The organism is Sinomonas sp. RB5 (assembly GCF_054063535.1).
Map to the genome: position 1 here is coordinate 39,926 of NZ_JBSSGJ010000021.1, position 25,023 is coordinate 64,948.

22 protein-coding genes, 1 pseudogene and 1 riboswitch are annotated in these 25,023 nt (G+C 72.8%); of the genes and pseudogenes, 11 read left to right on the forward strand and 12 right to left on the reverse strand.

The features are described 5' to 3' along the window. Positions 1 to 265 precede the first annotated feature (265 nt). The 4 genes and pseudogenes from ACVWWH_RS18730 to ACVWWH_RS18745 all read right to left on the reverse strand — a co-directional run bounded on the left by ACVWWH_RS18730 (position 266) and on the right by ACVWWH_RS18745 (position 4,169). The gene (locus ACVWWH_RS18730) at positions 266 to 1,033 is read right to left on the reverse strand and encodes an NlpC/P60 family protein (RefSeq protein WP_066496231.1); all 768 of its coding nucleotides are present in this window, start codon (positions 1,031 to 1,033) and stop codon (positions 266 to 268) included. 110 nt (positions 1,034 to 1,143) lie between these two features. Continuing rightward, positions 1,144 to 1,875, reverse strand: a complete 732-nt coding sequence (locus ACVWWH_RS18735; protein WP_229710918.1) for a C40 family peptidase — start codon at positions 1,873 to 1,875, stop codon at positions 1,144 to 1,146. A gap of 19 nt (positions 1,876 to 1,894) precedes the next feature. Next, positions 1,895 to 2,061, reverse strand: a riboswitch (cyclic di-AMP (ydaO/yuaA leader). Positions 2,062 to 2,266: 205 nt separating this feature from the next. Continuing rightward, positions 2,267 to 3,057: pseudogene (locus tag ACVWWH_RS18740) on the reverse strand (M23 family metallopeptidase). Between the two features lie 416 nt (positions 3,058 to 3,473). Further along, on the reverse strand, positions 3,474 to 4,169 hold the full coding sequence (locus ACVWWH_RS18745) for a metal-dependent transcriptional regulator (RefSeq protein WP_066496228.1): 696 nt from the start codon (positions 4,167 to 4,169) through the stop codon (positions 3,474 to 3,476). A 205-nt stretch (positions 4,170 to 4,374) separates the two neighbouring features. On the opposite strand from ACVWWH_RS18745, the gene serC reads away from it, so the two are divergent. Continuing rightward, positions 4,375 to 5,508, forward strand: coding sequence for a phosphoserine transaminase (serC, locus tag ACVWWH_RS18750; RefSeq protein ID WP_066496226.1), 1,134 nt, complete (start codon positions 4,375 to 4,377; stop codon positions 5,506 to 5,508). A gap of 131 nt (positions 5,509 to 5,639) precedes the next feature. On the opposite strand, the gene ACVWWH_RS18755 is transcribed toward serC, so the two are convergent. Next, positions 5,640 to 6,224, reverse strand: coding sequence for a DUF3027 domain-containing protein (locus ACVWWH_RS18755; RefSeq protein ID WP_457317608.1), 585 nt, complete (start codon positions 6,222 to 6,224; stop codon positions 5,640 to 5,642). Between the two features lie 2 nt (positions 6,225 to 6,226). Beyond that, positions 6,227 to 6,601, reverse strand: coding sequence for a cold-shock protein (locus tag ACVWWH_RS18760; RefSeq protein WP_066496221.1), 375 nt, complete (start codon positions 6,599 to 6,601; stop codon positions 6,227 to 6,229). A 203-nt stretch (positions 6,602 to 6,804) separates the two neighbouring features. Here ACVWWH_RS18760 and ACVWWH_RS18765 point away from each other — a divergent pair, with 203 nt between their 5' ends. The 7 genes from ACVWWH_RS18765 to ACVWWH_RS18795 all read left to right on the forward strand — a co-directional run bounded on the left by ACVWWH_RS18765 (position 6,805) and on the right by ACVWWH_RS18795 (position 15,133). Continuing rightward, entirely contained in the window at positions 6,805 to 7,074 is a 270-nt protein-coding gene (locus ACVWWH_RS18765) for a hypothetical protein (protein WP_141305766.1), read from the forward strand. Position 7,075: 1 nt separating this feature from the next. Continuing rightward, positions 7,076 to 9,472, forward strand: a complete 2,397-nt coding sequence (locus ACVWWH_RS18770; RefSeq protein WP_066496213.1) for a helicase-associated domain-containing protein — start codon at positions 7,076 to 7,078, stop codon at positions 9,470 to 9,472. Between the two features lie 53 nt (positions 9,473 to 9,525). After that, complete coding sequence (locus tag ACVWWH_RS18775) at positions 9,526 to 11,259, forward strand: DNA repair helicase XPB (protein WP_457317609.1); 1,734 nt, start codon at positions 9,526 to 9,528, stop codon at positions 11,257 to 11,259. Positions 11,260 to 11,328: 69 nt separating this feature from the next. Next, positions 11,329 to 12,033: a response regulator transcription factor gene (locus ACVWWH_RS18780; protein ID WP_066496202.1), complete on the forward strand. Its 705-nt coding sequence runs from the start codon at positions 11,329 to 11,331 to the stop codon at positions 12,031 to 12,033. A 3-nt stretch (positions 12,034 to 12,036) separates the two neighbouring features. Then, positions 12,037 to 13,584: a sensor histidine kinase gene (locus ACVWWH_RS18785; RefSeq protein ID WP_457317610.1), complete on the forward strand. Its 1,548-nt coding sequence runs from the start codon at positions 12,037 to 12,039 to the stop codon at positions 13,582 to 13,584. Positions 13,585 to 13,760: 176 nt separating this feature from the next. Then, positions 13,761 to 14,051 (forward strand): WXG100 family type VII secretion target, encoded by a 291-nt coding sequence (locus ACVWWH_RS18790; RefSeq protein ID WP_066496200.1) that lies wholly within the window; start codon positions 13,761 to 13,763, stop codon positions 14,049 to 14,051. Between the two features lie 98 nt (positions 14,052 to 14,149). Further along, positions 14,150 to 15,133 (forward strand): RNase H family protein, encoded by a 984-nt coding sequence (locus tag ACVWWH_RS18795; RefSeq protein ID WP_457317611.1) that lies wholly within the window; start codon positions 14,150 to 14,152, stop codon positions 15,131 to 15,133. Positions 15,134 to 15,320: 187 nt separating this feature from the next. Here ACVWWH_RS18795 and groL read toward each other — a convergent pair whose 3' ends face one another. The 4 genes from groL to ACVWWH_RS18815 form a co-directional block, all read right to left on the reverse strand. Then, positions 15,321 to 16,949 (reverse strand): chaperonin GroEL, encoded by a 1,629-nt coding sequence (gene groL / locus ACVWWH_RS18800; protein ID WP_066496194.1) that lies wholly within the window; start codon positions 16,947 to 16,949, stop codon positions 15,321 to 15,323. 235 nt (positions 16,950 to 17,184) lie between these two features. Beyond that, on the reverse strand, positions 17,185 to 18,435 hold the full coding sequence (locus ACVWWH_RS18805; RefSeq protein ID WP_457317612.1) for an ABC transporter substrate-binding protein: 1,251 nt from the start codon (positions 18,433 to 18,435) through the stop codon (positions 17,185 to 17,187). Continuing rightward, positions 18,432 to 19,058, reverse strand: coding sequence for a LytR C-terminal domain-containing protein (locus ACVWWH_RS18810; protein ID WP_457317613.1), 627 nt, complete (start codon positions 19,056 to 19,058; stop codon positions 18,432 to 18,434). Before ACVWWH_RS18810 ends, ACVWWH_RS18805 begins: the two co-directional genes overlap by 4 nt. 48 nt (positions 19,059 to 19,106) lie before the next feature. After that, positions 19,107 to 19,466: a DUF3263 domain-containing protein gene (locus ACVWWH_RS18815; protein WP_066496186.1), complete on the reverse strand. Its 360-nt coding sequence runs from the start codon at positions 19,464 to 19,466 to the stop codon at positions 19,107 to 19,109. Between the two features lie 192 nt (positions 19,467 to 19,658). Here ACVWWH_RS18815 and ACVWWH_RS18820 point away from each other — a divergent pair, with 192 nt between their 5' ends. Continuing rightward, positions 19,659 to 20,330, forward strand: a complete 672-nt coding sequence (locus ACVWWH_RS18820) for a uracil-DNA glycosylase (RefSeq protein ID WP_457317618.1) — start codon at positions 19,659 to 19,661, stop codon at positions 20,328 to 20,330. A gap of 79 nt (positions 20,331 to 20,409) precedes the next feature. Beyond that, on the forward strand, positions 20,410 to 21,291 hold the full coding sequence (locus ACVWWH_RS18825) for a siderophore-interacting protein (RefSeq protein WP_457317614.1): 882 nt from the start codon (positions 20,410 to 20,412) through the stop codon (positions 21,289 to 21,291). On the opposite strand, the gene ACVWWH_RS18830 is transcribed toward ACVWWH_RS18825, so the two are convergent. Both ACVWWH_RS18830 and ACVWWH_RS18835 read right to left on the reverse strand, forming a co-directional pair. Beyond that, positions 21,288 to 23,060, reverse strand: a complete 1,773-nt coding sequence (locus ACVWWH_RS18830; RefSeq protein WP_457317615.1) for a threonine/serine ThrE exporter family protein — start codon at positions 23,058 to 23,060, stop codon at positions 21,288 to 21,290. The two genes, ACVWWH_RS18825 and ACVWWH_RS18830, sit on opposite strands and share 4 nt — an antisense overlap. Positions 23,061 to 23,073: 13 nt before the next feature. After that, positions 23,074 to 24,192, reverse strand: a complete 1,119-nt coding sequence (locus ACVWWH_RS18835; RefSeq protein ID WP_066496183.1) for a lipid II:glycine glycyltransferase FemX — start codon at positions 24,190 to 24,192, stop codon at positions 23,074 to 23,076. Between the two features lie 138 nt (positions 24,193 to 24,330). On the opposite strand from ACVWWH_RS18835, the gene ACVWWH_RS18840 reads away from it, so the two are divergent. Continuing rightward, entirely contained in the window at positions 24,331 to 24,891 is a 561-nt protein-coding gene (locus ACVWWH_RS18840) for a type 1 glutamine amidotransferase domain-containing protein (RefSeq protein WP_066496175.1), read from the forward strand. Positions 24,892 to 25,023 lie beyond the last annotated feature (132 nt).

Genomic DNA, 25,023 nt, shown 5'->3' on the forward strand with positions numbered 1-25,023 from the left:
CAGGGCCGGCTGCCCTGTGCATAGCCGGGCTGACTCTCCAAGAGTACTGAACTGCCGCACCATTCAACGAACGGGGGCGCCGTCGGCACCGACGCGCCCGCCAAGCTTCACCTGCCGGACACTTCCCGAGGGCGGCCTCCAGGGACTCTCCGAGGACCCCGGGGAGCCCGTGGGGCTCAGACGCCGACGGCGCCCCTCCCGTCAGGGAAGGGGCGCCGTCGAGGACGATCTGGGGCCGTTCGCTGCCCCCAGAGGATCAGCTGATTCAGCCGCCGACGCGGATGAACACCGGGCCGGAGCCGACGTTGACGCTGAACAGCGCGGTGGTGCCGCCGTTCCAGCCGCCGTGGACCGCCATGCCGTTGCCGACGTAGACGGCGATGTGGGCCATGCCCATGCCGCCGTCGGCGTAGTAGGCGAGGTCGCCCGGCTGCGCCTCGGCGGCGCTCACGGTGCGGCCGAGGGAGAGGTAGCCGGCCGGCCAGCCGTGGTAGTGGATGCCCACGGCAGCCAGCGAGTTGGTCACGAGCATCGTGCAGTCCTGCGCCACGCCGAGCTGCGCGTACGCGGCGGCGGCGATCGCGGCACCCATGCCCGAGGAGGCGGCGGGCTTCGCAGCCGGGGTGCTGACCGTGGTGGAGGCGGCGGCCTGGACCTGGGCCGGGGCGACCTGCGTCTCGGAGCTTGCCTGGGCGACGGGGGCGGCCGGCGCGGGGGCGGGGGCCTGGACGACCGGGGCAGCGACGGACTGGACGGCCGGACGCTCGAAGCTCACGTTCGCGTTGGCCTCGGCGGAGATGGGGGCCTGGACGGCGTTCGCGACGTCCAGTGCGGCCGGGGCGGAGGCCTCGCGCTGCGAGGGCGCCTCGGCGTTGGCAGCGACGCCGCCGGTGAGGACGAGACCGCCGGCCGCGGCGATGACCGCGGCCTGGCGGCCGACGCCGCCTGCGTTCTCGGTGACGGCCTTCGCAATGACGGCCAGCGAGGAGGTGTTGTCCGCGCGGTGACGGGCAATGCCTGCACGAGTGGTCATATCAGGGGGTTCTCTCTCTGTTTTCGTGTCCTTCAGGGCAGCAGGGGGTCAGCCCTGAAGGAGGGGCGCCATGGTCACGGTCCATCGCGCCGCCCAGATGCGGATTGGTCTCAGTTGAGGGTGTAGAAGACGGACGAGCCGGTAGCGTTCACCGCATGGAGCAGCGTGCCCTGGGAAGGGTTGAGAGCGCTGATCATCATCCCGTTGCCCACGTAGATGCCCACGTGTGCGCCGCCGTTCTGGACCACCAGGTCACCAGGGGCGGGCGTCGCCGTCTGGTGCATGATGGACCAGGCCTGGACGCGGGGGATGCTGATGCCAGCCTGAGCGTAGACCCACTGAGTGAAGCCCGAGCAGTCCCAGCCGGCGGGGGTCGTGCCGCCCCACACGTAGGGGTGGCCGATGCCGGTGTAGGCGATGCCTGCCAGAGTCGAGCCGAGAGCGCTGGCCGCGGCCGCGAGGCGCGGCGCAGACGACTGGACGCTGAGGCTGCCCTCGGGGGCCAGGGAAGCGGCCGGAGCAGTGGACTGTGCTGCCTGCCCGGCTGCCGTCTCGACGATCGGCGCCGCCACCGAAGTCACGGCGGGGCGCTCGAAGGAGACCTGGGCTTCATTGGACGCGACGACGCTCGGCGCGGAGGCGCTGGCCACGTCGGAGAGTGCGGAGGCCTCGCGGGAGGTCTCTGCTGCCTGAGCGGGGAGTCCGGCGCTGATGATCAGCCCCGAAGCCGCCGCAATGACCGCCGCCTGGCGGCCGATGGTGCCGGCGTTGCCGGAAACCGCGTGCGCAACAGCCTCAAGTGGGCTCGTGCGAACCGGCAGGGCGCGATGGCGCGCAGTCAACGTGCGAGTCGACACAGTTGTAGCCTCTCCCAATGCCTACGAGGTGAGCTGTCGGGTTCGGATGGAAAGTATCCGGCCGCCTGGCGGAGCCAGGCTGCTTAACCCCAAGGCCTCCCAGACAACAGAAGGCCGAAAGTGGTTCCCCCGCCTCTGCCAGACGGAATGTGCGAACGGCTCCGGGAAGTGGCAGAGCTCGGCGTTCTTCCCGGATGTTCCAACTTGGTAGGAGCTGGAACAGGAACGACCTTACCTGAGGGCGCCCGAAATGTCACATTCGGATCACAGCCAGAAAACAGGTCATCACGAAACGGACACGGCGGTTTCCCGGGAGCCCCTCGGATCCCTTGCGGGGCGGGGAAGAGGACGACGGCGAGTGCCCGCCGGCGTCTCCTCAGAGCCAGCCGTTGGGGTCAACGACCTCGCCGTTGACCATGACCTCGAAGTGGAGGTGGCACCCGGTGGATGCGCCGGTGGTGCCGCTGAGTGCGATGGCCGCCCCGCGCTCCACCTTCTGCCCGACGGAGACCGAGAAGGAGGAGAGGTGGTTGTAGGTGGTCTCGAGGCCGTTGCCGTGGTCGATCACCACGCGGTTTCCGCCGCCGTAGGGGTGCCAGCCGACGAAGGTCACGGTGCCGCCCGCCGCCGCCTTCACGGCGGTGCCGCACTGCGCTGCGAAGTCCTGGCCGCGGTGGAACTCGTCCGGGGCGCCGGTGACGGGACTCACGCGGTAGCCGAACGGCGAGGTCCGCTCCATCGTGGCGAGCGGGGCGCGAGGGCGTGCTGCGCCTGGGCCGGCGTGATGCCGCCCGCGGACTCGGCGCCGAGCATCTGCTTGAGGCGCCCGTCCGGGTCCGCGGCGCTGCCCACGGAGGCTCGGGCAAAGGGGACCACGGCATCCGCCGCGGCGGTGACCTGCGGCTGGTCCGAGGAGGCGGCCGTCGCGGCGGCGCCCTGGGTGGCAGTCGGGACGGTCACGGTGAGCACGAGGCCGGTGGCCGCGAGCGCGACGCCCGCCTTCTGCCCCACCCCGGCGACGCTGGCGATCTCGGCCAGCTGGCGCATCGGGCCACGGCGTTCTGCAGCCCGGCGGCCTCGGCGGGCGGCGCCGGGAACGGGGACGGCTGCACGCGGGCGCGGAGGCACGTCCGCGCGCCGTCGGCCGCGCACGGCTGACTGGGTCAAGCGATTCCCTCTCTGTCATCGCCTGCGTGGTTAGCTGTCGGGTTCGAGCCAGAGAGTCCGGACTCGGCCCAGCCGCGCGGGGCCCCTGCGCGGCCGCGCCGGGGCAGGACTCCGAGCGTGCTGCGGCTTCACCCCAAGGCGGCACGCGGCCGCCGTCGGTGGGTCCCCCGCCTCTGCCGTCGGGTGCTGTGGTCCCTTCCCGCTGGCAGAGCTCGGCGTGCGGGCGGAACGGCGCCGATGTCTCGCCGCCGCCTCCAGCATAGGCCCATGACGGAGCACCGTAACATTGCCGTGACCTTTAGTGAGATATCGCTCACAAACTACGGGACGGTAGCAATTAGTCCACCGGGTAGAGATTCTGTCGGATTGTGTGAAGACCTGTGCGATCTAGGCCACACGGGACTGCGCGGAACGCCTCAGCCGACGGAGACGAAGACGTGCGAGGCGACTTCTGCAGGCAGCTCGAGGGCGCCGTCCACGCTCGCGACCCGCACGGAGATGTAGTCGCCGACCCGCTCGAGTGACACCTTCGCCCCCGGGCGGATGCCGCCCTCCTCGAGCTGGGTGAGGAGCTCGGGGTCAACCTGGATCGGCTCGGCCAGGCGGCACACGACGACGCGGGATCCGGCCGAGTACTCCCCCATGGCCTCGACGAGCGTGACCACTCCGTCCCCGAACCCGCCGGACGACTCGCCGCCGAGGGCCTCCAGACCGGGGATCGGGTTGCCGTAGGGCGACTCGCTCGGGCGCCCCAGCAGCTCGTAGAGGCGCCGCTCCACGCGCTCGCTCATGACGTGCTCCCACCGGCACGCCTCGTCGTGGACGTACGGCCAGTCGAGGCCGATCACGTCGGAGAGGAGCCGCTCGGCGAGGCGGTGCTTGCGCATGACCTCGACGGCGCGCTTGTGGCCCTGCTCAGTGAACTGCAGGTGCCGGTCCCCCGAGACGACGACCAGCCCATCGCGCTCCATGCGCGCCACGGTCTGCGACACCGTCGGGCCCGAGTGGCGGAGCCGCTCGGCGATGCGCGCACGCAGGGGAGTGATCCCCTCCTCCTCGAGCTCGAGGATGGTTCGCAGGTACATCTCGGTGGTATCGATGAGGTCGGACATGCGCGGGGCGGGCTCCTGGCGGCGGGACGGGCGGTGCGCTTCACCGCCCCACAGCGAGTCTAGCTTATTTTGATCTGCTCAGATTAGCTGCCGGATACCGGGCCGCGATGGATTCGCACGCCCCATCACGGGTGCGGCACACTTGATCCGGGGCGGGAGGGCTCGAGCCCCCGCCCCCAACCCGGATCCCCTAGGAGGCGCCCCCGTGAGCGATACCAGCCAGCTTCAGATCCCCGCCGAGCTCCTGCCGGCGGACGGCCGCTTCGGGGCGGGCCCGTCCAAGGTCCGCAAAGAGCAGGTCGACGCGATCGCCGCGGCGGGCTCGACGCTCCTCGGCACCTCGCACCGCCAGGCCCCCGTGAAGAACCTCGTGGGGAGCGTCCGCGAAGGCCTCAAGGAGTTCTTCGCCGCACCGGAGGGCTACGAAGTCATCCTCGGCGTCGGCGGCTCCACCGCGTTCTGGGACGTCGCCTCCTTCGGGCTCGTGCGCTCCAAGGCCCAGCACCTCTCCTTCGGCGAGTTCGGGTCCAAGTTCGCCAAGGCCACGGACAAGGCGCCGTTCCTCGAGGCTTCCTCGATCATCACCTCCGAGCCCGGGACGCGGCCGGCCCCGCGCGCCGAGGCGGGCGTGGACGTGTACGCGTGGCCCCAGAACGAGACCTCGACCGGTGTGGCTGCCCCCGTGCAGCGGGTCGAGGGCGCCGACCCGGGCTCGCTCGTGGTCATCGACGCGACCAGTGCCGCCGGCGGCCTCGCCGTCGACGTCTCCCAGAGCGACGTGTACTACTTCGCCCCGCAGAAGAACTTCGCGTCCGACGGCGGCCTCTGGCTCGCGCTGTTCTCCCCCGCCGCGCTCGAGCGCGCCGAGGAGATCAAGGCCTCCGGCCGCTGGATCCCGGACTTCCTGGACCTCAAGACCGCGATCGACAACTCGAAGCTCAACCAGACGTACAACACGCCGAGCCTCACGACCCTCGTGGGCCTCAACGCCCAGATCGAGTGGCTCAACGCCCAGGGCGGCCTTGAGTGGGCCGCCGCGCGGACGGCCGACTCGGCCGGACGGGTGTATGGCTGGGCCGAGGCCTCGGACTTCGCGACGCCGTTCGTCGCAGATCCGGCCGACCGCTCCAACGTCATCGCGACGATCGACTTCGACGACTCGGTGGACGCCGCCCAGGTGGCCAAGGTCCTGCGCGCCAACGGGATCGTGGACACGGAGCCGTACCGCAAGCTCGGCCGCAACCAGCTGCGCATCGCCACGTTCGTGGCGATCGAGCCGGACGACGTCACGAAGCTCACGCAGGCGATCGACTACGTCGTCGCCCAGCTCCGGGGCTGAGGCCCACCGCCGCAGAGAGCGCGGCGCCGCACAGCGAAGACTGGCGGAGAAGACGCACGACGGCGGGCCCCCACCTTGAGCGGTGGGGGCCCGCCGGGGTCGTGGGCGAGTCGCGGACGGTCGCGCCGGGGTCAGTCCTCGTCGGCCTCCGGAGCGGCCTCTGGGGCGGAGGCAGCGTCCGCCTCCGCAGCGACCTCCGCCGCCGTGCCGGTCGCCGCCGTCGCAGCAGTCTCCTCCGTCGCCGGCGAGCCAGCCTCGGACGGCGAGCCCTCGCCGTCGTGCGTCCCGGGATCCTGCGCTTCCTCGCCCGCGTCGGCGTGGGCCGCGGCGCGCTCCTCGGGGCGGACGCGCTCCGACCAGGGCACCCACTCGGGGGCGAGGACGGCGTCCTCGGAGGGCACAAGGCCGATCTCGTTCACCGTGGCCCTCTTGGAGCGGGCCACCCGGGCCACGGTGACGAACCACTGCCAGCCGCGGTACCCGGGGAGGCGGGACTCGAAGAGGTGGGTGACCACGCGCTCGCCCTCGCTCTTGGCCGCGAGGTGCTCGCCGATGTCCGCGGGGCGCGCGATGTCGGCGAGCGCCGACCGGGCGGTGTCCACCGCGCCGGCCAGGAACGCGTCCGGCTTGCCGACGCGCCACACGGGCACGCCGGCCTTGCGCTTCACGGCGCCGGCCGGTCCGGCGGGCTGGGAACGGGAGGTTTCCTCGGCCATGGCTAGGCGTCGAGCTGGTCGGCGACGCGCCGCAGGGCGGCGGCGATGGTGTGGCCCTTCTCCGGGTACGTGCCCTTGGCCAGCTGCCCGGAGAGGTTGTCGAGGACGCTCACGAGGTCCTGCACGATGGGCGCGAGCTCGCGGGCAGGCATGCGCTTGGCGCGGGCGACCGACGGGAGCTTCTCGAGGACGCGCACGGAGAGCGCCTGGGGACCGCGCCGGCCGTCCGCGACACCGTACTCGAGCCGGGTGCCCGTCCTGACCTCTGCGTCGGCGGGCACGGCCGAACCGGGCAGGAAGACCTCCTGCCCATCGTCGCCCGCGATGAACCCGAAGCCCTTCGCCTTGTCGAAGAACTTGACCTTGCCAGTTGGCACTGCCACAACCCCCATCTGTGAGGACTCGAAGGGAAACGCCCGCGCCGCTGCCGTGGCGCAAGCGCGGACGCTGGCCGCGGGAGGTGATCTCTTCACCGGCGGGATGCTGTACTGCATCTAGGCTACCGGCTCGCGCGCGGAAAGTCGGGGCGCTGCCCCCGCCCGGGCCCGGGCGCTGTTAGGTTGGAGCCATGGTGCCATCCGTGCCTCATCAGGACCCCCTCGGCCCTCCGGCGCGCCACGAGCCCGCGAAGGGCTCCGGCACACCCGGCTGGCGCAAGGCCGTCACGGCGGCCGGCGTCATCGTGGCGGTGGTCTCGGTGGCGGCCTGGGCCGTGACGCTGGGCACCGCCGCAGCTGGCGCGTCCGAGCCGGCGTGGGTCGGCGCCCTGGCCCTCTACGGGCTTCCCGTGGCATTCATCCTCATGGGGGCAGCGATTGTGGGGGCCGTCATCGAACGGAGGCGCCGCTAGCATGTCATCGATCCGTGCACTCGCCGAGGAACTGTCGGCCCGCGGCAACGATTCCCTCCGCCGCCTGTTCCTGGCGCGCCCGGACCTGATCATGCCCGGCGTCCCCGACTTCGCAGCACTGGCGGCACGCGCGTGCGCCCGGGTCAGCCTGCAGCGGGCCCTGGAGGGGCTCACCAAGCCGGAGCTCGAGGTCCTCGAGGCCCTCGTGCTCACCACGAACGAGGACGAGGGCCGCAGCGGCAGCGCCGTCGAGCTGCGCCACGCCGTCGGCAATGCGACGCTCGGAACGCTGGAGACCATCCTCGCCACCCTCTCCCAGCTCGCCCTCCTGTACCGGGCCGATCCGCCGGACACGATCCACTCGGCCTCCGGCAGCCGTCGCCGCTACTACCAGCCTGTGGCCCGCGTCCGCGAGGTCCTCGGCAGCTACCCCGCGGGGCTCGGGCGGCCGTACACGGACCTCGCCACGACGTCCGCGGTCTTCGCCGAGCAGGCCGCCCGCATCGTCAACGCCAATGCGGCCCTGCAGCCGGAGGGCCAGCAGCAGCCCGTCGAGCACCACATCGCGGCGGCCTACGCGCTCGAGCGGTGGGCGGCGCTGCCCGAGTCGCTCGACGGCGCCCCGCCGCGCACCGCCGAAGTCCTGGCCAAGTTTGCCCATTGGCCGGTCGGCGCCGTCCCCCATGCCGCTGCCCGGGTGCGGCCCGGGAAGAAGACGGACAACCCGGTCGACTGGCTCCTGACCCACGGGCTCCTCGTGGCCCTGGACGACGAGCATGTGGAGCTCCCGCGCGCCGCCGGGCTCGCGCTCCGCGGCGGGCGGATCGTCCCCGACCTCGCGATGTCCCCGCCGCCGGCCGCGCTCGCGACCACCACGGCCGCCCTGCGCCGCAACGCCGCGCTCGGGGCCATCGGGGACGTCCTGCGCACGGTGAGCGCCCTCGCCGTCGAGGCCGCCGAGCGGCCCATCGAGACGCTGCGCTCCGGCGGCGTGGGCACGCGCGAGATGCGCCGCCTCACCGCGACGCTGCGGACCGACGCCGACGCCGCGGTGTTCGCGCTCGAGCTCGCGGCCGCGTCCAGGGTCCTGAGCCTGGACCCGGACACCTCGACGTGGCGCGCCACCGGGGCCGAGGCATGGCTCGCGCTGTCGCGGCCCGAGCAGTGGCTCGTGCTCGCGACAGTATGGCTGGACACCCCCCGGGTCGCCTCGCTGGCGATGTCCGGCGAGGGCAGCGACCAGCTTGCGCCGCTGTCCGGGGAAGGCCAGCGCTCCGACGCGCCCAGCGTCCGGCGCCGGATCCTCGAGGTGGCGGCGGCCCTCTCCCACGAGAGCGCCCAGTCCAACGGTCGCGTGCCCGTCGTGGACGCCGAGTCGATCCGCACCAGGATCGACTGGCTCCAGCCGCGGCTCGCGCGCCGGCTGCGGGGCCTGCTCGACGCGGTCCTCGCGGAAGCAGCCCTGCTCGGCGTCACCGGGTCCGGCGCCCTCACCGGCGTGGGCGAGGCCGTGCTGCGCGACGACTTCGACGCCGCCCGCGCGAGCCTCGCGGAGCTCCTGCCCGCCGGGGTCGAGAAGGTGCTGCTCCAGGCCGACCTCACCGCCGTCGCGCCCGGGTACCTCGACCCGGTCCTGGCCCGCCGGCTCGCGCTCCTCGCCGATCCCGAGGGCCGCGGCCCCGCGACCATCTACCGCTTCTCGGCCGGCAGCCTCCGCCGGGCCCTGGACGCCGGCGAGGACGCGGCCTCGATCCACGCGTTCCTCACGGAGCACGCCTCGACCGCGGTCCCGCAGCCCCTGGCCTACCTGATCGACGACACCGCCGCGCGGCACGGCCGCATCCGCGTGGGCCGGGCGGGAAGCTTCATCGCGAGCGACGACGAGGCGGCCCTCGCCGGGGTCCTCGCCGACCCCGCGGCGCGGCAGCTCGGGCTCACCCAGATCGCGCCGACGGTCCTCGTCAGCAACGCCAGCCCGCAGGAGGTCGCGGGCGTGCTGCGCGAGCTGGGCCTCTCCCCCGCCGTGGACGCCTCCCTCGACCCCGTGGTCCGGCTGCGGCGCGCCGCCGGCGCGGGCGTCCTCCCGGTGCCCGCGCCCCGGACGCCCGTCCCGGACCAGGAGGCGGTGGAGGCGCAGCTGGCGATCCTGCGGACGCAGTCCCCCGTGGGCCCGGCCGGCGACGAGGCTGCCCCGGCCATGGGCATCGAGACCCTGCAGAAGGCGATCCGCCTCAAGCGGGCGGTACGCTTGAGCATCGTCGACGCGCTGGGCAACTCGAGCATCGAGGAGCTCCGTCCGGTCTCCATCTCGGCCGGCCGGGTGCGCGTCTTCGACCCGGAGCGCGAGACGGAGCGCGTCCTCTCCGTCCACCGGATCATCGACGTCGAGCTGGCCTGAGCGGGCCGTCCCCCGGGCGGCCCGCGGCGGCCGGTTCGGGAAGGAGGCGCCCCGTGACCGACGGACCGCTCATCGTCCAGAGCGACAAGACCATCCTGCTCGAGGTGGACCACTCCCAGTCCACCGAGGCCCGCCACGCGATCGCCGCGTTCGCCGAGCTCGAGCGCGCGCCCGAGCACGTGCACACGTACCGGATCACGCCGCTCGGGCTGTGGAACGCCCGGGCCGCCGGGCTGGATGCCGAGCAGGTCCTCAACACGCTCCTGACGTACTCGCGCTTCCCCGTCCCGCACGCGCTCCTGATCGACATCGAGGAGACGATGTCCCGCTACGGGCGGCTGCGGCTCGAGAAGGACCCGGTCCACGGCCTCGTGCTCCGCTCCGAGGACTTCCCCGTGCTCGAGGAGGTCCACCGGGCCAGGAAGATCGCCCCCATGCTCGGCCCGCGCATCGATCCGCAGACCACCGTGGTCCACTCCTCCCAGCGCGGCGCGCTCAAGCAGGCCCTGCTCAAGATCGGCTGGCCCGCCGAGGACCGTGCCGGGTACGTGGACGGGACGCCGCACCCGATCGCCCTGACGGAGACGGTGGCCGCACCGAGCACCCCCGCGGAGGGCGCGACGCACGACGGCGGCGACGCGCCGGCGTCGTCCGCCTCGCCGGCGGCCCCGGGCGGCGGCTGGTCCCTGCGGCCCTACCAGCGGGTGGCGGCGGAGAACTTCTGGGCGGGCGGCAGCGGCGTGGTGGTGCTCCCGTGCGGGGCAGGGAAGACCCTCGTGGGCGCGGCGGCGATGGCGCAGTCCTCCACGACCACGCTCATCCTCGTGACCAACACCGTCTCGGCCCGGCAGTGGCGCGACGAGCTGCTCAAGCGCACCACGCTGACCGAGGAGGAGATCGGCGAGTACTCCGGGGCCGTCAAGGAGGTCCGGCCGGTCACGATCGCGACCTACCAGGTCCTCACCTCCAAGCGCGGCGGCCTGTACCCGCACCTCGAACTGCTCGACGCGAACGACTGGGGCCTGATCGTCTACGACGAGGTGCACCTCCTGCCCGCGCCGATCTTCCGCATGACCGCGGACCTGCAGGCGCGGCGCCGGCTCGGGCTCACCGCCACGCTCGTGCGCGAGGACGGCCGCGAGGGCGAGGTCTTCTCGCTCATCGGGCCGAAGCGCTACGACGCGCCGTGGAAGGACATCGAGGCGCAGGGCTACATCGCCCCCGCGGACTGCGTCGAGGTCCGGGTGGACCTGCCGCGCGAGGAGCGGATGGCCTACGCGATGGCCGACGAGGCGGACAAGTACCGCCTCTGCGCCGCGAGCGAGACGAAGACGGACGTGGTCGAGCGGCTCGTGGCCCGGCACGCGGACGAGCAGCTGCTCGTGATCGGGCAGTTCCTCGACCAGCTCGCGGAGATCGGCGAGCGCATCGGCGCCCCCGTCATCACCGGGTCCACGCCCGTCAAGGAGCGCCAGCGGCTCTTCGATGCCTTCCGCGCCGGCCAGGAGCGCCGCCTCGTGGTCTCCAAGGTCGCGAACTTCTCCATCGACCTTCCGGAGGCGTCGGTCGCGATCCAGGTCTCGGGCTCGTTCGGCTCCCGGCAGGAGGAGGCGCAGCGGCTCGGGCGGCTCCTGCGGCCCAAGGCGGACGGGCGCGCGGCGCGGTTCTACGCCCTCGTCGCCCGCGACACCCTGGACCAGGACTTCGCCGCGAAGCGCCAGCGGTTCCTCGCCGAGCAGGGGTACGCGTACCGCATCCTCGACGCCGGGGAGATCCCCGGCAGCTGAGAGGCGACCCGCGACCATCGCACAGCAAACCTCCAGACGATTCTCAGAAACCGGGGAGACCATGGACGGGTGAAGAAGACCGAGCACGAAGCCAAGCTCCTCGTCGTCGACGACGAGCCGAACATCCGGGAACTCCTCTCGACCTCCCTGCGGTTCGCGGGATTCGAGGTCGTCGCCGCGGGCAACGGGCGCGAGGCCCTCGCCGCAGCCGAGGCGCAGTCCCCGGACCTCGTGGTCCTCGACGTCATGCTGCCGGACATGGACGGCTTCACGGTCACGCGCAAGCTCCGCGCCGCGGGCCGCCACGTGCCGGTCCTCTTCCTCACGGCCAAGGACGAGACCGAGGACAAGGTCCAGGGCCTCACCGTGGGCGGCGACGACTACGTGACCAAGCCGTTCAGCCTCGACGAGGTCGTGGCCCGCATCCGCGCCGTCCTGCGCCGGACCCAGCCCGTGCTGGACGACGACGCGGTGATCCGGGTGGACGACCTCGAGCTCGACGACGACGCGCACGAGGTCCGCCGGGGCGGGGTGAGCATCGACCTCTCCCCCACCGAGTTCAAGCTCCTGCGCTACCTGATGCTCAATCCCAACCGGGTGCTGTCCAAGTCCCAGATCCTCGACCACGTCTGGGAGTACGACTTCAACGGGGACGCCTCGATCGTCGAGTCCTACATCTCGTACCTGCGCCGCAAGGTCGACGTCAACGGCCCCGGCCTGATCCAGACCAAGCGCGGGGTGGGCTACGTGCTGCGGACGGCCGAGAAGCGCTGACGCGTGCTGGCTGCCTGGAAGCGGGCGTCGCTGCGCACGCAGCTCGTCGCGATCATGATGGTGCTGCTCACGGGCGCCATCTTCCTGACGGCGGCAGCCACCGTGACCCAGCTGCGCACCTACCTCGTGGGGCAGCTCGACGCCCGCCTCGACAACGCCTCCGAGTTCGCCAGGAACAACCAGGACATCGACCTGCTGACCACGGCCAACCCGATGATCCCGCAGGACTACGTCCTGGTGATCTACCCGCAGGGCGGCACGCCGAGCTTCTACTACTCGCCCGACCAGTCGATCGGGCGCCCGGACATCCCCTCGATCACCCCTGACGAGGCGCGCGCCATGCAGCAGCACGGCGAGATCCGCGAGGTCCGCGGCACCGTCAGCTCCGTCGACTGGCGCTACACCGCGATCCCGGTGCGCATCGTGGCCTCCAACACGCCGGCGACGATCGTCATCGCCCTGCCGCTCACCGAAGTCGAGGACGCGATCCAGCACACCGTCGGGCTCACGGCCGGGGTGGGGATCGTGACCCTCGCCCTCGTCTTCGCGATCGCCACCTGGACGGTCACCCGCGCCTTCCGGCCCCTGCGGCGCGTGGAGAAGACGGCGGCCGCGATCGCCGCGGGGGACCTCTCCCAGCGCGTCGACGAGGAGGCGCCCGGCACCGAGCTCGGGCGCCTGTCCACCTCCCTGAATGCGATGCTCGCCCACATCGAGGTCGCCTTCCAGGCGCGCATGGCCTCGGAGGCGCGGATGCGCCGCTTCATCTCCGACGCCTCCCATGAGCTGCGGACCCCGCTCGTGACGATCCGGGGCTTCTCAGAGCTCTACCGCCACGGCGCCCTGGCCAAGCCCGAGGACGTCGCGACGGCGATGGGCCGGATCGAGAGCGAGGCCAAGCGCATGGGCGCCATGGTCGAGGACCTCCTGACCCTCGCACGCCTCGACGAGCAGCGGCCCCTCACGCTCAAGCCGCTGGACCTCCTGCCGATCGGCCACGACGCGGTGGTGGACATGCGGGCCACGGCGCCCGACCGCACCGTGCGCCTCGTGGGGCTCGACAGGGACACCCCGGCCCCTGCACCCACCCTCGGGGACGAGGCGAGGATCCGCCAGGTCGTGGGGAACATCGTGGGCAATGCGCTGCAGTACACGCCGCCCGGCTCGCCGCTCGAGGTGGCGGTGGGAACGCGCGGCGCCGGGCCGCAGGCCGTGGCGGTCCTCGAGCTGCGCGACCACGGGCCCGGGATCGGGGAGAAGGACGCGGCGAAGATCTTCGAGCGCTTCTACCGCGCGGACTCGTCCCGGACCAGGGACACCGGCGGCACGGGCCTCGGCCTGGCGATCGTGGCCGCGATCGTCGGCTCCCACCACGGCACCGTCCGGCACCACGACACCCCCGGCGGCGGCTCCACCTTCGTCATCGAGCTGCCGTACGTCGTCCTGCCGGAACGGCCCACGGAGCCCCCGTCCGATGCTGACCGGGCAGGCGCGGCAGGCTCCGAGCGCACGACGGCGGGCGGCGGCGCGGGCGGGCACCTCCCCCGCTGAGGAGGTACTCGGGGGGGGGCGGCGCTGCGGCCGCAGCCGGTGCCGCCCGCTGAGGTGCTGGCGGTGCCGAGTTGTCCACATAGCGCGGGCGGGCGCTGCGGCGGCCACCCGCCGCTGTCTAGGGTCGGAAGGGACGGCGCGGACCGGCCGCGGCCCCATCGAAAAGGCGGACAACCATGGCAATCATGAAGGTGGACACCGAGGCCATCAGCTCGAGTGCCCAGGCGGTACTCGCGACCTCCGAGCGCGTACGGGCGGAGGTGCAGTCGATGCGGAACAACCTCGAGAACCTGCGCGCCAGCTGGGAGGGCCATGCCTCCAACAGCTTCCAGGCCCTCGTCGCCGACTGGGCCCGGACCCAGGCACAGGTCGAGGCCTCGCTCGGCCAGATCGGCGCCGCCCTGCGCAGCGCGGGCAGCGCGTACGGCGACATCGAGGCGAGCAACGCCCAGCGCTTCGCCGGCTGAGGGCCGCGGCATCGCTTCCGCCCGCGGCCCCGCCCTGCCCGCAGCTGGGGCAGGGCGGGACCGCGGGCCCGGGGCGCGCTCTCTGGCAGGATGGTTCCATGACGATCACTGCCGCCGCGGACGGCTCCGCCCTCGGCAACCCTGGACCTGCCGGCTGGGCCTGGTACATCGACGAGGAGACGTGGCATGCCGGCGGGTGGCCGCACGGGACCAACAACCAGGGCGAGCTCATGGCCGTGCTCGACCTCTTCCGGTCCACCGCCGCCCTCGGCCAGGAACCCCTCCGGATCCTGTGCGACAGCCAGTACGTGATCAACTGCGTGACCAAGTGGATGCCAGGGTGGAAGCGCCGGGGCTGGAAGAAGGCCGACGGCAAGCCGGTCCTCAACGTCGACCTCCTGAGCCAGATCGACGCGGAGCTCGCGGGCCGGAACTACACCTTCGAGTGGGTCAAGGGCCACGCCGGGCATCCGCTCAACGAGGCTGCGGACACGAAGGCCCGCGCCGTGGCGCTGGCGTACCAGTCGGGACGGGCCCCCCTCGAGGGCCCCGGGTTCGGCGGCGAGGCGGGAGCCGTGCGTTCCCCGGCACCCTCGTCCGCGGCGACCCGCCGGCGGCCGGCGGACCGGGGCGCGTCGCTGGGCGGCGCCGGTGCCTCGGGCGCGGTCGGCCTCGGCACGGTCCCCGAGCAGGCCGAACTCTTCGACGCGATCGCCGCGGAGCCTGAGCAGCCCGAGCGGGCGCGGGAAGTCGAGGCGGTCGTCGAGCTCGAGCAGGAGCTCCTCGATCCGGACGTCCGGGGCGACTACGGCCAGCTGGCCTTCCTCCTCCACCCTGAGTACCGCGAGATCGGGGCCTCCGGCCGCCTCTGGGGACGCGAGGAGCTCATCGAGGAGCTCGTGGCGGCCCCCGAGTCGCACGTGCGCTTCGAGCTCGTGGACGCCGTGCCCCTCGGCAGCGACCTCGTCCAGGTCGTGTACCGCACCGTCAACGGCACTGGCTCGGCGCTGCGCTCGTCGCTGTGGCAGCGCACCGACGGCCGGTGGCGCCTCCGCTTCCACCAGGGCACCTCGGAGGGCTGAGCCGCCCAGGCTGAGCCGCCCGGGCAGTTCGGGCGCCCCCGCCCCTCACTCCTGGAACGCCGACAGCGGGGTCCCCACTTCACAAAGTGGGGACCCCGCCGTCGTCCATCAGAGCCGTCGCGTACCCGAAAGGGCAGAACCGCGACGAGATCTGTACCCGAAACGGGTGGGGAGGCTAGCTAGCGGATCAGAAGCCGCCCATGCCGCCCATGTCGTCGCCGCCGGGCATGGCCGGGGCGGCCTTCTCCGGCTTGTCGGCCACGACGGCCTCGGTGGTGAGGAACAGGCCGGCGATCGAGGCGGCGTTCTGCAGCGCAGAGCGGGTCACCTTGACCGGGTCGTTGACGCCGGCGGCCAGGAGATCCTCGTACACGCCGGTGGCGGCGTTGAGGCCGTGGCCGGCGGGCAGGCCGCGGACCTTGTCCGCGACGACGCCCGGCTCGAGGCCGGCGTTGAAGGCGATCTGCTTCAGCGGGGCCTCGATGGCGACCTTGACGATGTTGGCGCCGGTGGCCTCGTCACCCTCGAGGTTGAGGTTGGCGAACGCCTTGGCGCCGGCCTGGATGAGGGCCACGCCACCGCCGGCGACGATGCCCTCCTCGACGGCAGCCTTCGCGTTGCGGACGGCGTCCTCGATGCGGTGCTTGCGCTCCTTGAGCTCGACCTCGGTGGCCGCGCCCGCCTTGATGACGGCCACGCCGCCGGCGAGCTTGGCGAGGCGCTCCTGGAGCTTCTCGCGGTCGTAGTCCGAGTCGGAGTTCTCGATCTCGGCGCGGATCTGGGACACGCGGCCGGCGATCTGCTCGGCGTCGCCGGCACCCTCGACGATCGTGGTCTCGTCCTTGGTCACGACGACCTTGCGGGCCTTGCCGAGCAGGTCGAGCGTGGCGTTCTCGAGCTTGAGGCCGACCTCCTCGGCGATGACCTGGCCACCGGTGAGGATCGCGATGTCGGTGAGCATGGCCTTGCGGCGGTCGCCGAAGCCCGGGGCCTTGACGGCGACGGACTTGAAGGTGCCCTTGAGCTTGTTGACGATGAGCGTGGCCAGGGCCTCGCCCTCGACGTCCTCGGCGATGATGAGGAGCGGCTTGTTGGCCTGCATGACGCGCTCGAGGACCGCGACGAGGTCCTTCACCGAGGAGATCTTGGAGTTCACGATGAGGATGTAGGGATCCTCGAGGACCGTCTCCTGGCGCTCGGCGTCGGTGACGAAGTACGCGGAGAGGTAGCCCTTGTCGAAGCGCATGCCCTCGGTGAGCTCGAGCTCGAGGCCGAAGGTGTTGGACTCCTCGACGGTGATGACGCCCTCCTTGCCCACCTTGTCGAGGGCCTCGGAGATGAGCTCGCCGATCTGGGTGTCGCCGGCGGAGATGGACGCGGTGGCCGCGATCTCCTCCTTGGTCTCGATCTCCTTGGCGGACTCGAGCAGTGCGGCCGTGACGGCGTCGACGGCCTTCTCGATGCCGCGCTTGAGCGAGAGCGGGTCGGCGCCGGCGGCGACGTTGCGGAGGCCTTCCTTCACGAGGGCCTGGGCGAGGACGGTGGCGGTCGTGGTGCCGTCGCCAGCGACGTCGTCGGTCTTCTTGGCGACCTCCTTGACGAGCTCGGCGCCGATCTTCTCGTACGGGTCGTCGAGCTCGATCTCCTTGGCGATGGAGACGCCATCGTTGGTGATCGTGGGGGCGCCCCACTTCTTCTCGAGGACGACGTTGCGGCCGCGCGGGCCGAGGGTGACCTTGACAGCGTCGGCCAGCTGGTTCAGGCCGCGCTCGAGGCCGCGACGGGCCTCCTCGTCGAATGCAATGATCTTGGCCATGACGGCTTGAGGTCCTTTCGGGACGTGTGTGTCGGTAGGCCACCTGCTGCAGCGCCCGCGACGGCCGGCGGCGGCCCCCGTTCCCACGGCGGCCTACGCCTCACCCCAGCGAGGTGATCCTGCCCCCGCGACCACACCGCTTTAGCAGTCTGGACGCCGGAGTGCTAGGTCCATAATTAGCACTCACCCACCCCGAGTGCAAGCGCAGGCGAGCCTGTACGCCCGGCGCGAAGGCCTATCGCGCGACCGTGACGTCGCCGTCCCGGACGGGCTGGTTATCGGCGCCGTAGGTGAAGGCCATGAAGCGGGCGGTGGTGACGTCGCCGTGCTCGTCGAAGCCGATCGGCCCGGACTGGCCCTCGTAGTCCACGGGCGTCCCCTTGGCCTGCAGCGCGAGGCACGCTGGAAGCCCGGTGCACTTCTGGCGGTTCCCCTCCACGGCACCGGCCACGTCCCCGCCCGAGACGTCGATGAGCTTGGAGGCGATGGAGGCCCCGCCGTCGTCCTTCGCGGCGCCCGCGGCGAGGATCGCGAGCGAGGCCGCGTCGTAGGCCTCGCCTGCGAAGGTCAGGTCCTTCAGGTCCGGCGCATGCTCGAGGAGGTCGGCCTGGAACTCGGGGGTCGGGTACACCCCGGGAACGAGCGCGCGGGCGCCGTCGAGCGCATGGTCGGCGAGGGCCGAGCCGTAGCGGCCGTAGACGCCGCTCGAGAGCAGGAGCTTCGAGCCCGGGACCCCGGCGTCCGCCACGCTCGCGAGGATCGCCTGGCCGTCGCCCTGACCGATGACGAGGACCGCGTCGGCACCCTTCGCCGCAGCGGCGGCGGCCCCGGCGGAGTGCCCGGTGAACTCGGCGCTGCCGGACTCGGCCACGCCCGCGGCGCGGGCGGCCGCCGAGGCGGCGTCCGCCTCGGCCTTCCCGTGGTCGCCGGCCTGATGGAGGATCGCGATGCGCTTCGCCCCGGACCGCCGGGCGAGCTCCACGAGGGCGGCCCCCTCGGCGCCCTCCGGTGCCGAGGTGCGGAAGTAGAACCCGCCGCTGCGGTAGCCGGTCAGTGCGGCGGCCCTGTTCGCCGGCGAGATGAGCGGGACCTTGGCCTTCGAGAGCACGTCGATCGCGGCGGGCGCGCGGCTCGAGTCTGTCGGGCCGATCACGGCGTCGGCGCCGGCCTGGGCGAGGCGGCGGGACTCGGCGGCGGTGTCCGACCCGGGCTGGACCGGGAGCAGTTCCACGGGCTTGCCGCCGTAGCCGCCCGCGGCGTTCGCCTGCTGGACGGCGAGGACCACGGCGGCCCGCTGGGCGTCGTTGAGGTACGCCGAGTCGCCGGTCGAGTCGAGGAGGAGGCCGAGGCGCAGCACGCCGTCCCCGGATGGCGAAGGGTGGGCGGTGCGGGCCTCGCCGGTGGCACCGCACGCGGTGGCGGACAGGCCGAGGGCGAGGACCCCGGCGACCGCCGCGGCCCTGGCCTTCGGTGCCCGCCTGCTCACCCGGTGTACCCGGGTCCGATCACCACGGCGAGCGGCAGCCCGAGCGCGGGAGCCTGGAGGACCGTCCGGACGCCGACCGCGGCTGCGAGGGCCTGCGCCGAGGCGGCGTCCGCGGCCGAGCGGTAGTAGACGACAGGGCCGTCGACGGGGGCGCCGCTCCAGTTGCCGACGGTGGAGACGGACCACCCGGCCGCGCGCGCGGTGGCCGCGACCCGGTTGCCCAGGCCGGCCGTCGAGGTCGCGTTGTAGACGCCCACCTCGAGGGACGGGTCGGCTCCGGCCGAGGCCGTGGGGGTGGCGGTGGGGGCCGCGGACGAGGGCGCCTGGCTCGGGGCCGCGGACGGCTTCCCCTGGGCGGAGGCGCTCGGCGCTGCGGACGCTGCGGGCGAGGTGGCAGCGGACGCGGCCGCAGGCTGGCCGGAGAGGCCCAGCCGCGGCAGCACGAAGAAGGACACGGCGCCGATGACGAGGGCGAGGATGCCGGCGGCGAGGATCCACCGCAGCCCCCGGCCGGAGGGGCTGGGTCCGTCGTCCGGGCCGCTCTCGTCACGGGTCCGGTGCACACCCTGCCGGCGCGGCGCCTCGGGGACAGCGTCGAATTCGTCGCGGGGATAGGTGTTCATGCGTGCGTCAGGTCCTTGTCGGTGGCCGGCTGGGGACGGCGCGCAGCGTCAGGCGCCGCCGCCGAGCCGGCGGGCAGTGCGCGCGCGCTGCCGCGACGTCCTCAGTCTACGCAACCGCTTGACCAGCATCGGATCGTGCGCCAGCGCGTCCTCGGTGTCGATGAGGGCGTTGAGCAGCTGGTAGTAGTGGGTCGCGGAGAGGTCGAACAGCTCGCGAATGGCCTGCTCCTTGGCGCCGGCGTACTTCCACCAACCGCGTTCGAGGGCGAGCATCTGGATCTCCCGCTCGGTCAGTCCCCCGGCCGGACGGCCCGCCTGGGTGTCCTCCTGCTCGGCGGACGCGGGCGCGGGCCCGTGGTCGACGGCGTCGTCGAAGGCATGGGCGTGGTGTGCTGCTGCTGACGACATGGCTTCCAGTTTAAGCGGGAACTACAGCTCTGTCATTCTCCGCCCGGGGCGCGCCGCCCCGGCATCTCTGGCACACTGGCTCGCGTGATGGACGCCGAACCGCTCTTCGACCTGCCCGAGGCCTCCGGCGGCCCGGACGCGGGCGGCGAGGCGCCGGCGTCGTGCGCCGAGGACGCCCGCACCCTCGAGGCGATGTCCGCCGCGCCGCTGGCGGACCTCGTCCACCCCGACTGGGTCCCCGCGCTCTCGGCCTGTGAGCCGACGCTCCGCTCGGCCCTGCGCGCCCTCGCCGCGGAGGCCCACGACGGCGGCTGCATCCTCCCGGCCCCGTCGCGCCTGCTGCGGGCGTTCAGCCGGCCCCTGGGCGAGGTCAGGGTCCTCGTGCTGGGCCAGGACCCCTACCCCACGCCCGGCCACGCGATCGGGCTCTCGTTCGCGTGCAGCCCCGCGGTGAGCCCGCTCCCGCGCAGCCTCGCGAACATCTTCCGCGAGCTCTCCTCGGACCTCGGCGTCCCGGCGCCCGCCACGGGCGACCTCTCCCGGTGGGCCGACGAGGGGGTCCTGCTGCTGAACAGGGTCCTCTCGGTGCGCGCCGGCGCCGCGGGGTCGCACCGGCGGCTCGGATGGGAACGCGTCACCGACGCCGCCGTGCGCGCCGTCGCCGAGCGCGGCGCGCCCCTCGTGGCCATCCTCTGGGGCAGGGACGCCCAGTCGGTGGTGCCCCTGCTGGGGACGACGCCGGTCGTCGCCTCCGCGCACCCCTCGCCGCTGAGCGCCTCCCGGGGGTTCTTCGGCTCTCGGCCGTTCAGCCGGGCCAACGAGCTGCTCGCGGCGCAGGGGGCTGCGCCGGTGCGCTGGGCGTAGGGCGCTCCGGCAGCCCCGTCTCGTGTGAGGGGCGTCATGTGCCGCGGGAGGCGCGCGGGCGGCCGGTAGTCTGGGCGGCATGACTTCGCCAGCAGAGGGGGCGGCCCAGCCGGGCGCCCAGGCAGCAGCCCCCGCGGCCGCGCCGGCCCCGAGGACCCGCCCGACCCTCGACCTCGTGGTGGTGCGCACCGAGCAGCTGAGCCCGCATCTGGTCCGCGTGGTCGCCGGCGGCCCGGGATTCGCCGCGTTCGCGGACAACGGGTTCACGGACAAGTACGTCAAGATCGCCTTCCCGCACGCCCTGCCGGGCAGGGCCTGGCCCGAGGGCCCCGTGGACCTCGACGTCCTGAAGGCCTCGCTGCCGCGGTCCGCGTGGCCCGTGACCCGCACCTACACCGTGCGGTGGTTCGACGCCGCGGCCGGCGAGCTCGCCATCGACTTCGTGGTGCACGGCGACGAGGGCCTCGCGGGCCCCTGGGCCGCGGCGGCGCGTCCGGGCGACCGGCTCGTGTGCTCGGGCCCCGGCGGCGCCTACTCCCCCGATCCGGAAGCCGAGTGGCACCTGTTCGCGGGCGACGAGTCCGCCCTCCCCGCCGTCGCCGCGGCCCTCGAGGCGCTCCCCGCCGCCGCGCGGGGCCTCGCGTTCCTCGAGGTCGCCTCGGCCGAGGAGACCGTGGAGCTGCGGGCACCGGAGGGCGTGGAGGTCCGCTGGCTCTCCCGGGACGGCAGCCCGGCGGGCGAGACCCTGGTCCTTGCCGAGGCCGTCGCCGAGGCCGAGTGGCCGGAGGGGACGCCGAGCGTGTTCGCCCACGGTGAGCGCGGGGCCATGAAGGAGCTGCGCGCCGTCTTCAAGGAGCGCGGGGTGCCGCGCGAGAAGCTCTCCCTGTCCGGCTACTGGGCGCACGGCCGCGCCGAGGACCAGTTCCAGGCGGAGAAGAAGCTGCCGGTCGGCAAGGTCTAGCGGCGCCGGGACCGGCGGCGACGCTCGAGCGAGGTGGCGCTGCGGGTGAAGGGGCGCGCGAGGTTGTCTCCGAGCACCACGCCGGCCGCGGCGGCCAGGATGATCGCCATGGCCGTGAGCATCCCGCCGGCGCCGGCCGTGATCTGCGAGGCGTCCACGGTCGCCACGTACATCGAGCGGAAGATCGTCAGGCCGGGCAGCAGGATGAGGGCGGCCGGGACCGCGACGACGAGCTGGGGCGCCCCGAGCCGCAGCGCCACGATCCGTGCCAGGAAGCCCATGACCACGGCGGAGGCGGCCGGGGCGAGCCGGTCCCCGACCCCGAGGAGCCCCACCCCCGTCAGTGCGAGGTAGCCGACGACGCCGACCGCCGCGGTGGGCAGCACGAGGCGTCGGGACGTCTGCTCGGTGACCGCGATCGCCGCCACCGAGGCGCCGATCATCAGCACCTCCACCGGGTAGGGGTACGCGGCAGGGAAGGTCTCCGTGACGTTGATCCGGGCGATGCCGAGCATCTCCCCCACCGCCGAGGCGACGGCGATGCCGGCCACGAGCGCGGCGAACGTCAGGAAGGCCGAGAGGTACCGGCCCGCGGCGGTCACGGGGAAGCCGTTGATCGCGTCCTGCGTCGCCGAGACGAGCCGGGCCGTCGGCAGCAGCAGCAGGATGCCCCCCACCACCACGATCGCCGGCGCGATGGGCAGGTGCACGGCGAAGAGCATCAGGGCGATGATCGTGACGAGGAACGAGCTGGCCATCGTGACGAAGAAGTCCGGCACCCGCCACCGGCCGAGGACCCGCCACACGAGCGAGACGAGCAGGTTGGAGCCGAACGCGATGAGCGAGGCCAGCTGGCCGCCGCCGAGCACGCCCACGAAGAGCGCCGCGAACATGCCGAACGCGACCGTGACGGACCACTTGGGGAAGGGCTTGGCCCGCCGCGCGATCCCCTGGAGCCGGCGCGAGGCCTCGTTCAGCCCCACGCCCCCGGCCGCGATCTCGGTCACGAGCTGGTGCACGAGCACGAGCCCGGCGTAGTTGCTCGTCCACGAGCGCACCACGCGCAGCAGGGTGCTCGGGGTGCCGTCCTTGGGGGCGTGGTTGATGGCCACCGACTGGTTGGTGATGTCCACCTCGACGTGGCGGAGCCCGAGGGCGGTGGTGACGGCGATCATGGACGTCTCCACCTCGAGCGCGCCGGCGCCGTAGCGGAACATGGTCTCGGCGAGCTCGAGGGCGAAGTCGAGCGTGCGCCGCTCAGACTCGTGGGCGCCGGCCGGGATGGTCGGGTTCGCGTAGGGGCTGCCGGCGAGGCGCTCCACGAGGCTCATCGGCGCCGTGGGCGGGTTCTCGCCGCGCATGAGCCGCGCGAGCACGCGCTTGGCCGCGGCGTTGGCGCGGACCTGCGAGGCACTGATCTGCTGGGTCGCCGGGGGCACCGCTCCGGGCGCGGGCTCGACCGGAGCCGGGACGGTCGGGGCCACCTGCTGCGCCTGCGTGACCCCGGCGGGGGCCGGGACGGACGACGGCGGCGGCCCGGCCGGCGTCGTCCGCTCACCGAGGGCGGGGCCCGCGGCGGGGGCGGCATCGGCGGTGGGGCCGGACTCGGCCGCGGCCGCAGGGCCGGTGGCGGCGCCGGTGGGCGCGGTGGTGAACGCCACCGGCGTGATCTGGGGAATGGTGCCCGCGGGGATGTCCCCATGGGCGTCGTAGCCGTCCGCGCCCTCGTCCCGGGTCACGCCGTGGGCGCCGTGCTCCGCGTCAGCCATCAGAGACGTCGGATCAGTAGAACTGCTGGCCGGTGCGGCGCGTGTAGAGCTGCCGTGCCACGCGCTCACCCGCGCTGGCCCACGCCCTGTAGCGCAGCGGGTCGATCACGAAGTCCCAGCAGCCCACGAAATCGGTCACCGTCTTGGTGAAGGAGGTCTTGAACAGGCCGAGCCCGTGGAACGGGTGGGAGGTGTCCTTGAGGCGGTCCGCGGGAGGGGTGCCGCAGAAGTCGTACTCGACGCAGCCGAGCTCCTTCGCCTTCAGGATGGCCGTCCACTGCACCAGGTGCGAGTCTCCGTACTGGGTGCGCTGCTGGAGGGAGCCGCCGTCCTTGTAGGTGCCCTTGCGGCCGTAGTTGATCACGAACGCGCCCACGGAGGGGCGTCCGTTCTCGTAGACGAAGTAGAGCCGGCCCTGCCCCCGCCGGGTGAACTCGGTCCAGAACTGGCGGTAGTACTCGAAGCCGCGCACCCGCGCGCCGGTGTTCGACTTCGCGTTCAGCGTCCCGGTCATGAGCGCGTGCATGGTCCGGTAGTTCTCCAGGGTCGGCTCGGCCTCGACGACCTCGACGCCTTCCCGCTCGGCGCGGCGCACGGCGTTGCGGCCGCGGGAGTGCAGGCTCTTGAGCACCAGCCGGGGCTCGGGGCTGATGTCCAGGATCGCGGTCGAGTCGTTGGGCTGGAGGTTGGGCACCTTGACGAGTCCGGCGCCGGCGAGGGCGGCGCGAGCCTCCTCCGAGTCGACGATGTCCGGCTCGATCTTGACGGCGAACACGCCCAGCCGCTCGCGCGCCACGAACTCCTTGATCGCGGCGAGGGCCGCGGGGACCTCCTCGATCCCGGCGACGTCCGGGCCCTTGATGAGGTACCAGAACCGGCCCAGCAGGGGGATCGACTTCTCGAGGACAAGGTTGTAGCTGGGGCGTGCTTCTTCGCTGGCGCCGACCGGATCGAGCACGAGGTGGCGCACCTTCCAACCGAAGTTCGCCTTGACCGCGGCGAAGGCCTCCGACTGCAGCAGGTTCCCGCCGTTCGGATTCGCGGTGACGTGCTCGTCCCAGTGGGCGATTTCCTCCTCGTGGGCGAACCGTGCGGCGTAGCGAGCGGCGGTGCGGGCGGAGAGGGTGGTCACTGTAGGAGGGGTCCCTTCGATCGCAGAAGCGGGCCCTGCCAGTCTAGCCAGTGGGCGGGCGGGGCCGGGCCACCGGGGTGCGTCCCGGTGGGCGGCCGGGGCCGTTTGCCCCGGGGCGCCGCGGGGAAACTGCTGGGCATGGCACACAACATCACAGGCAAGAAGGTCGCGTTCCTCCTCACCAATGGTGTGGAGCAGGCAGAGCTCACGGAGCCGTGGAAGGCCGTCGAGCAGGCTGGGGGCCAGCCCGTCCTGGTCTCCCCCGAATCGGGCACGATCACCGCGATGAAGGGCGACTGGGACCACGCTGACTCGTTCCCGGTGGACGTCCCGCTCGCCGAGGCCCGCGTCGAGGACTTCGACGCGCTCGTGCTGCCGGGCGGCACGGTCAACGCGGACACCATGCGGCTCGAGAAGGACGCCGTGCAGCTCGTGCGCGGGTTCGCCGAGGCCGGCAAGCCGATCTCGGCGATCTGCCACGCACCGTGGATCCTCATCGAGGCCGGGCTCGTGGAGGGCCGCCGCATGACCTCCTACGCCTCCCTCGAGAGCGACCTGAAGAACGCGGGCGCGGACTGGGTCGACGAGGAGGTCGTGACGGACCGCGGCCTCACCACCTCGCGCAACCCCGGTGACCTCGAGGCCTTCTGCGCGAAGATCCTCGAGGAGGTCTCCGAGGGCCGCCACGACGAGCTCTGAGGCCTCGGCACAGCCACGCACAGGGGCGCCCCTCGAGTGAACTGCTCCCCTGGAGTTGGACTGAGAAATTCAGTTCCGATTGCAGGGGAGCAGTTTTGTGTATGCATGGAGTTCGTTGTCAGAGGATGAGCG

Bases quoted from the DNA above. Each gene is read 5' to 3' on its own strand.
- ACVWWH_RS18730 (WP_066496231.1), bottom strand. From the start codon at position 1,033: ATGACCACTCGTGCAGGCATTGCCCGTCACCGCGCGGACAACACCTCC.
- ACVWWH_RS18745 (WP_066496228.1), bottom strand. From the start codon at position 4,169: ATGTCCGACCTCATCGATACCACCGAGATGTACCTGCGAACCATCCTC.
- ACVWWH_RS18755 (WP_457317608.1), bottom strand. From the start codon at position 6,224: ATGGCCGAGGAAACCTCCCGTTCCCAGCCCGCCGGACCGGCCGGCGCC.
- ACVWWH_RS18770 (WP_066496213.1), top strand. From the start codon at position 7,076: ATGTCATCGATCCGTGCACTCGCCGAGGAACTGTCGGCCCGCGGCAAC.
- ACVWWH_RS18790 (WP_066496200.1), top strand. From the start codon at position 13,761: ATGGCAATCATGAAGGTGGACACCGAGGCCATCAGCTCGAGTGCCCAG.
- ACVWWH_RS18795 (WP_457317611.1), top strand. From the start codon at position 14,150: ATGACGATCACTGCCGCCGCGGACGGCTCCGCCCTCGGCAACCCTGGA.
- groL (WP_066496194.1), bottom strand. From the start codon at position 16,949: ATGGCCAAGATCATTGCATTCGACGAGGAGGCCCGTCGCGGCCTCGAG.
- ACVWWH_RS18810 (WP_457317613.1), bottom strand. From the start codon at position 19,058: ATGAACACCTATCCCCGCGACGAATTCGACGCTGTCCCCGAGGCGCCG.
- ACVWWH_RS18815 (WP_066496186.1), bottom strand. From the start codon at position 19,466: ATGTCGTCAGCAGCAGCACACCACGCCCATGCCTTCGACGACGCCGTC.
- ACVWWH_RS18820 (WP_457317618.1), top strand. From the start codon at position 19,659: ATGTCCGCCGCGCCGCTGGCGGACCTCGTCCACCCCGACTGGGTCCCC.
- ACVWWH_RS18825 (WP_457317614.1), top strand. From the start codon at position 20,410: ATGACTTCGCCAGCAGAGGGGGCGGCCCAGCCGGGCGCCCAGGCAGCA.
- ACVWWH_RS18830 (WP_457317615.1), bottom strand. From the start codon at position 23,060: ATGGCTGACGCGGAGCACGGCGCCCACGGCGTGACCCGGGACGAGGGC.
- ACVWWH_RS18840 (WP_066496175.1), top strand. From the start codon at position 24,331: ATGGCACACAACATCACAGGCAAGAAGGTCGCGTTCCTCCTCACCAAT.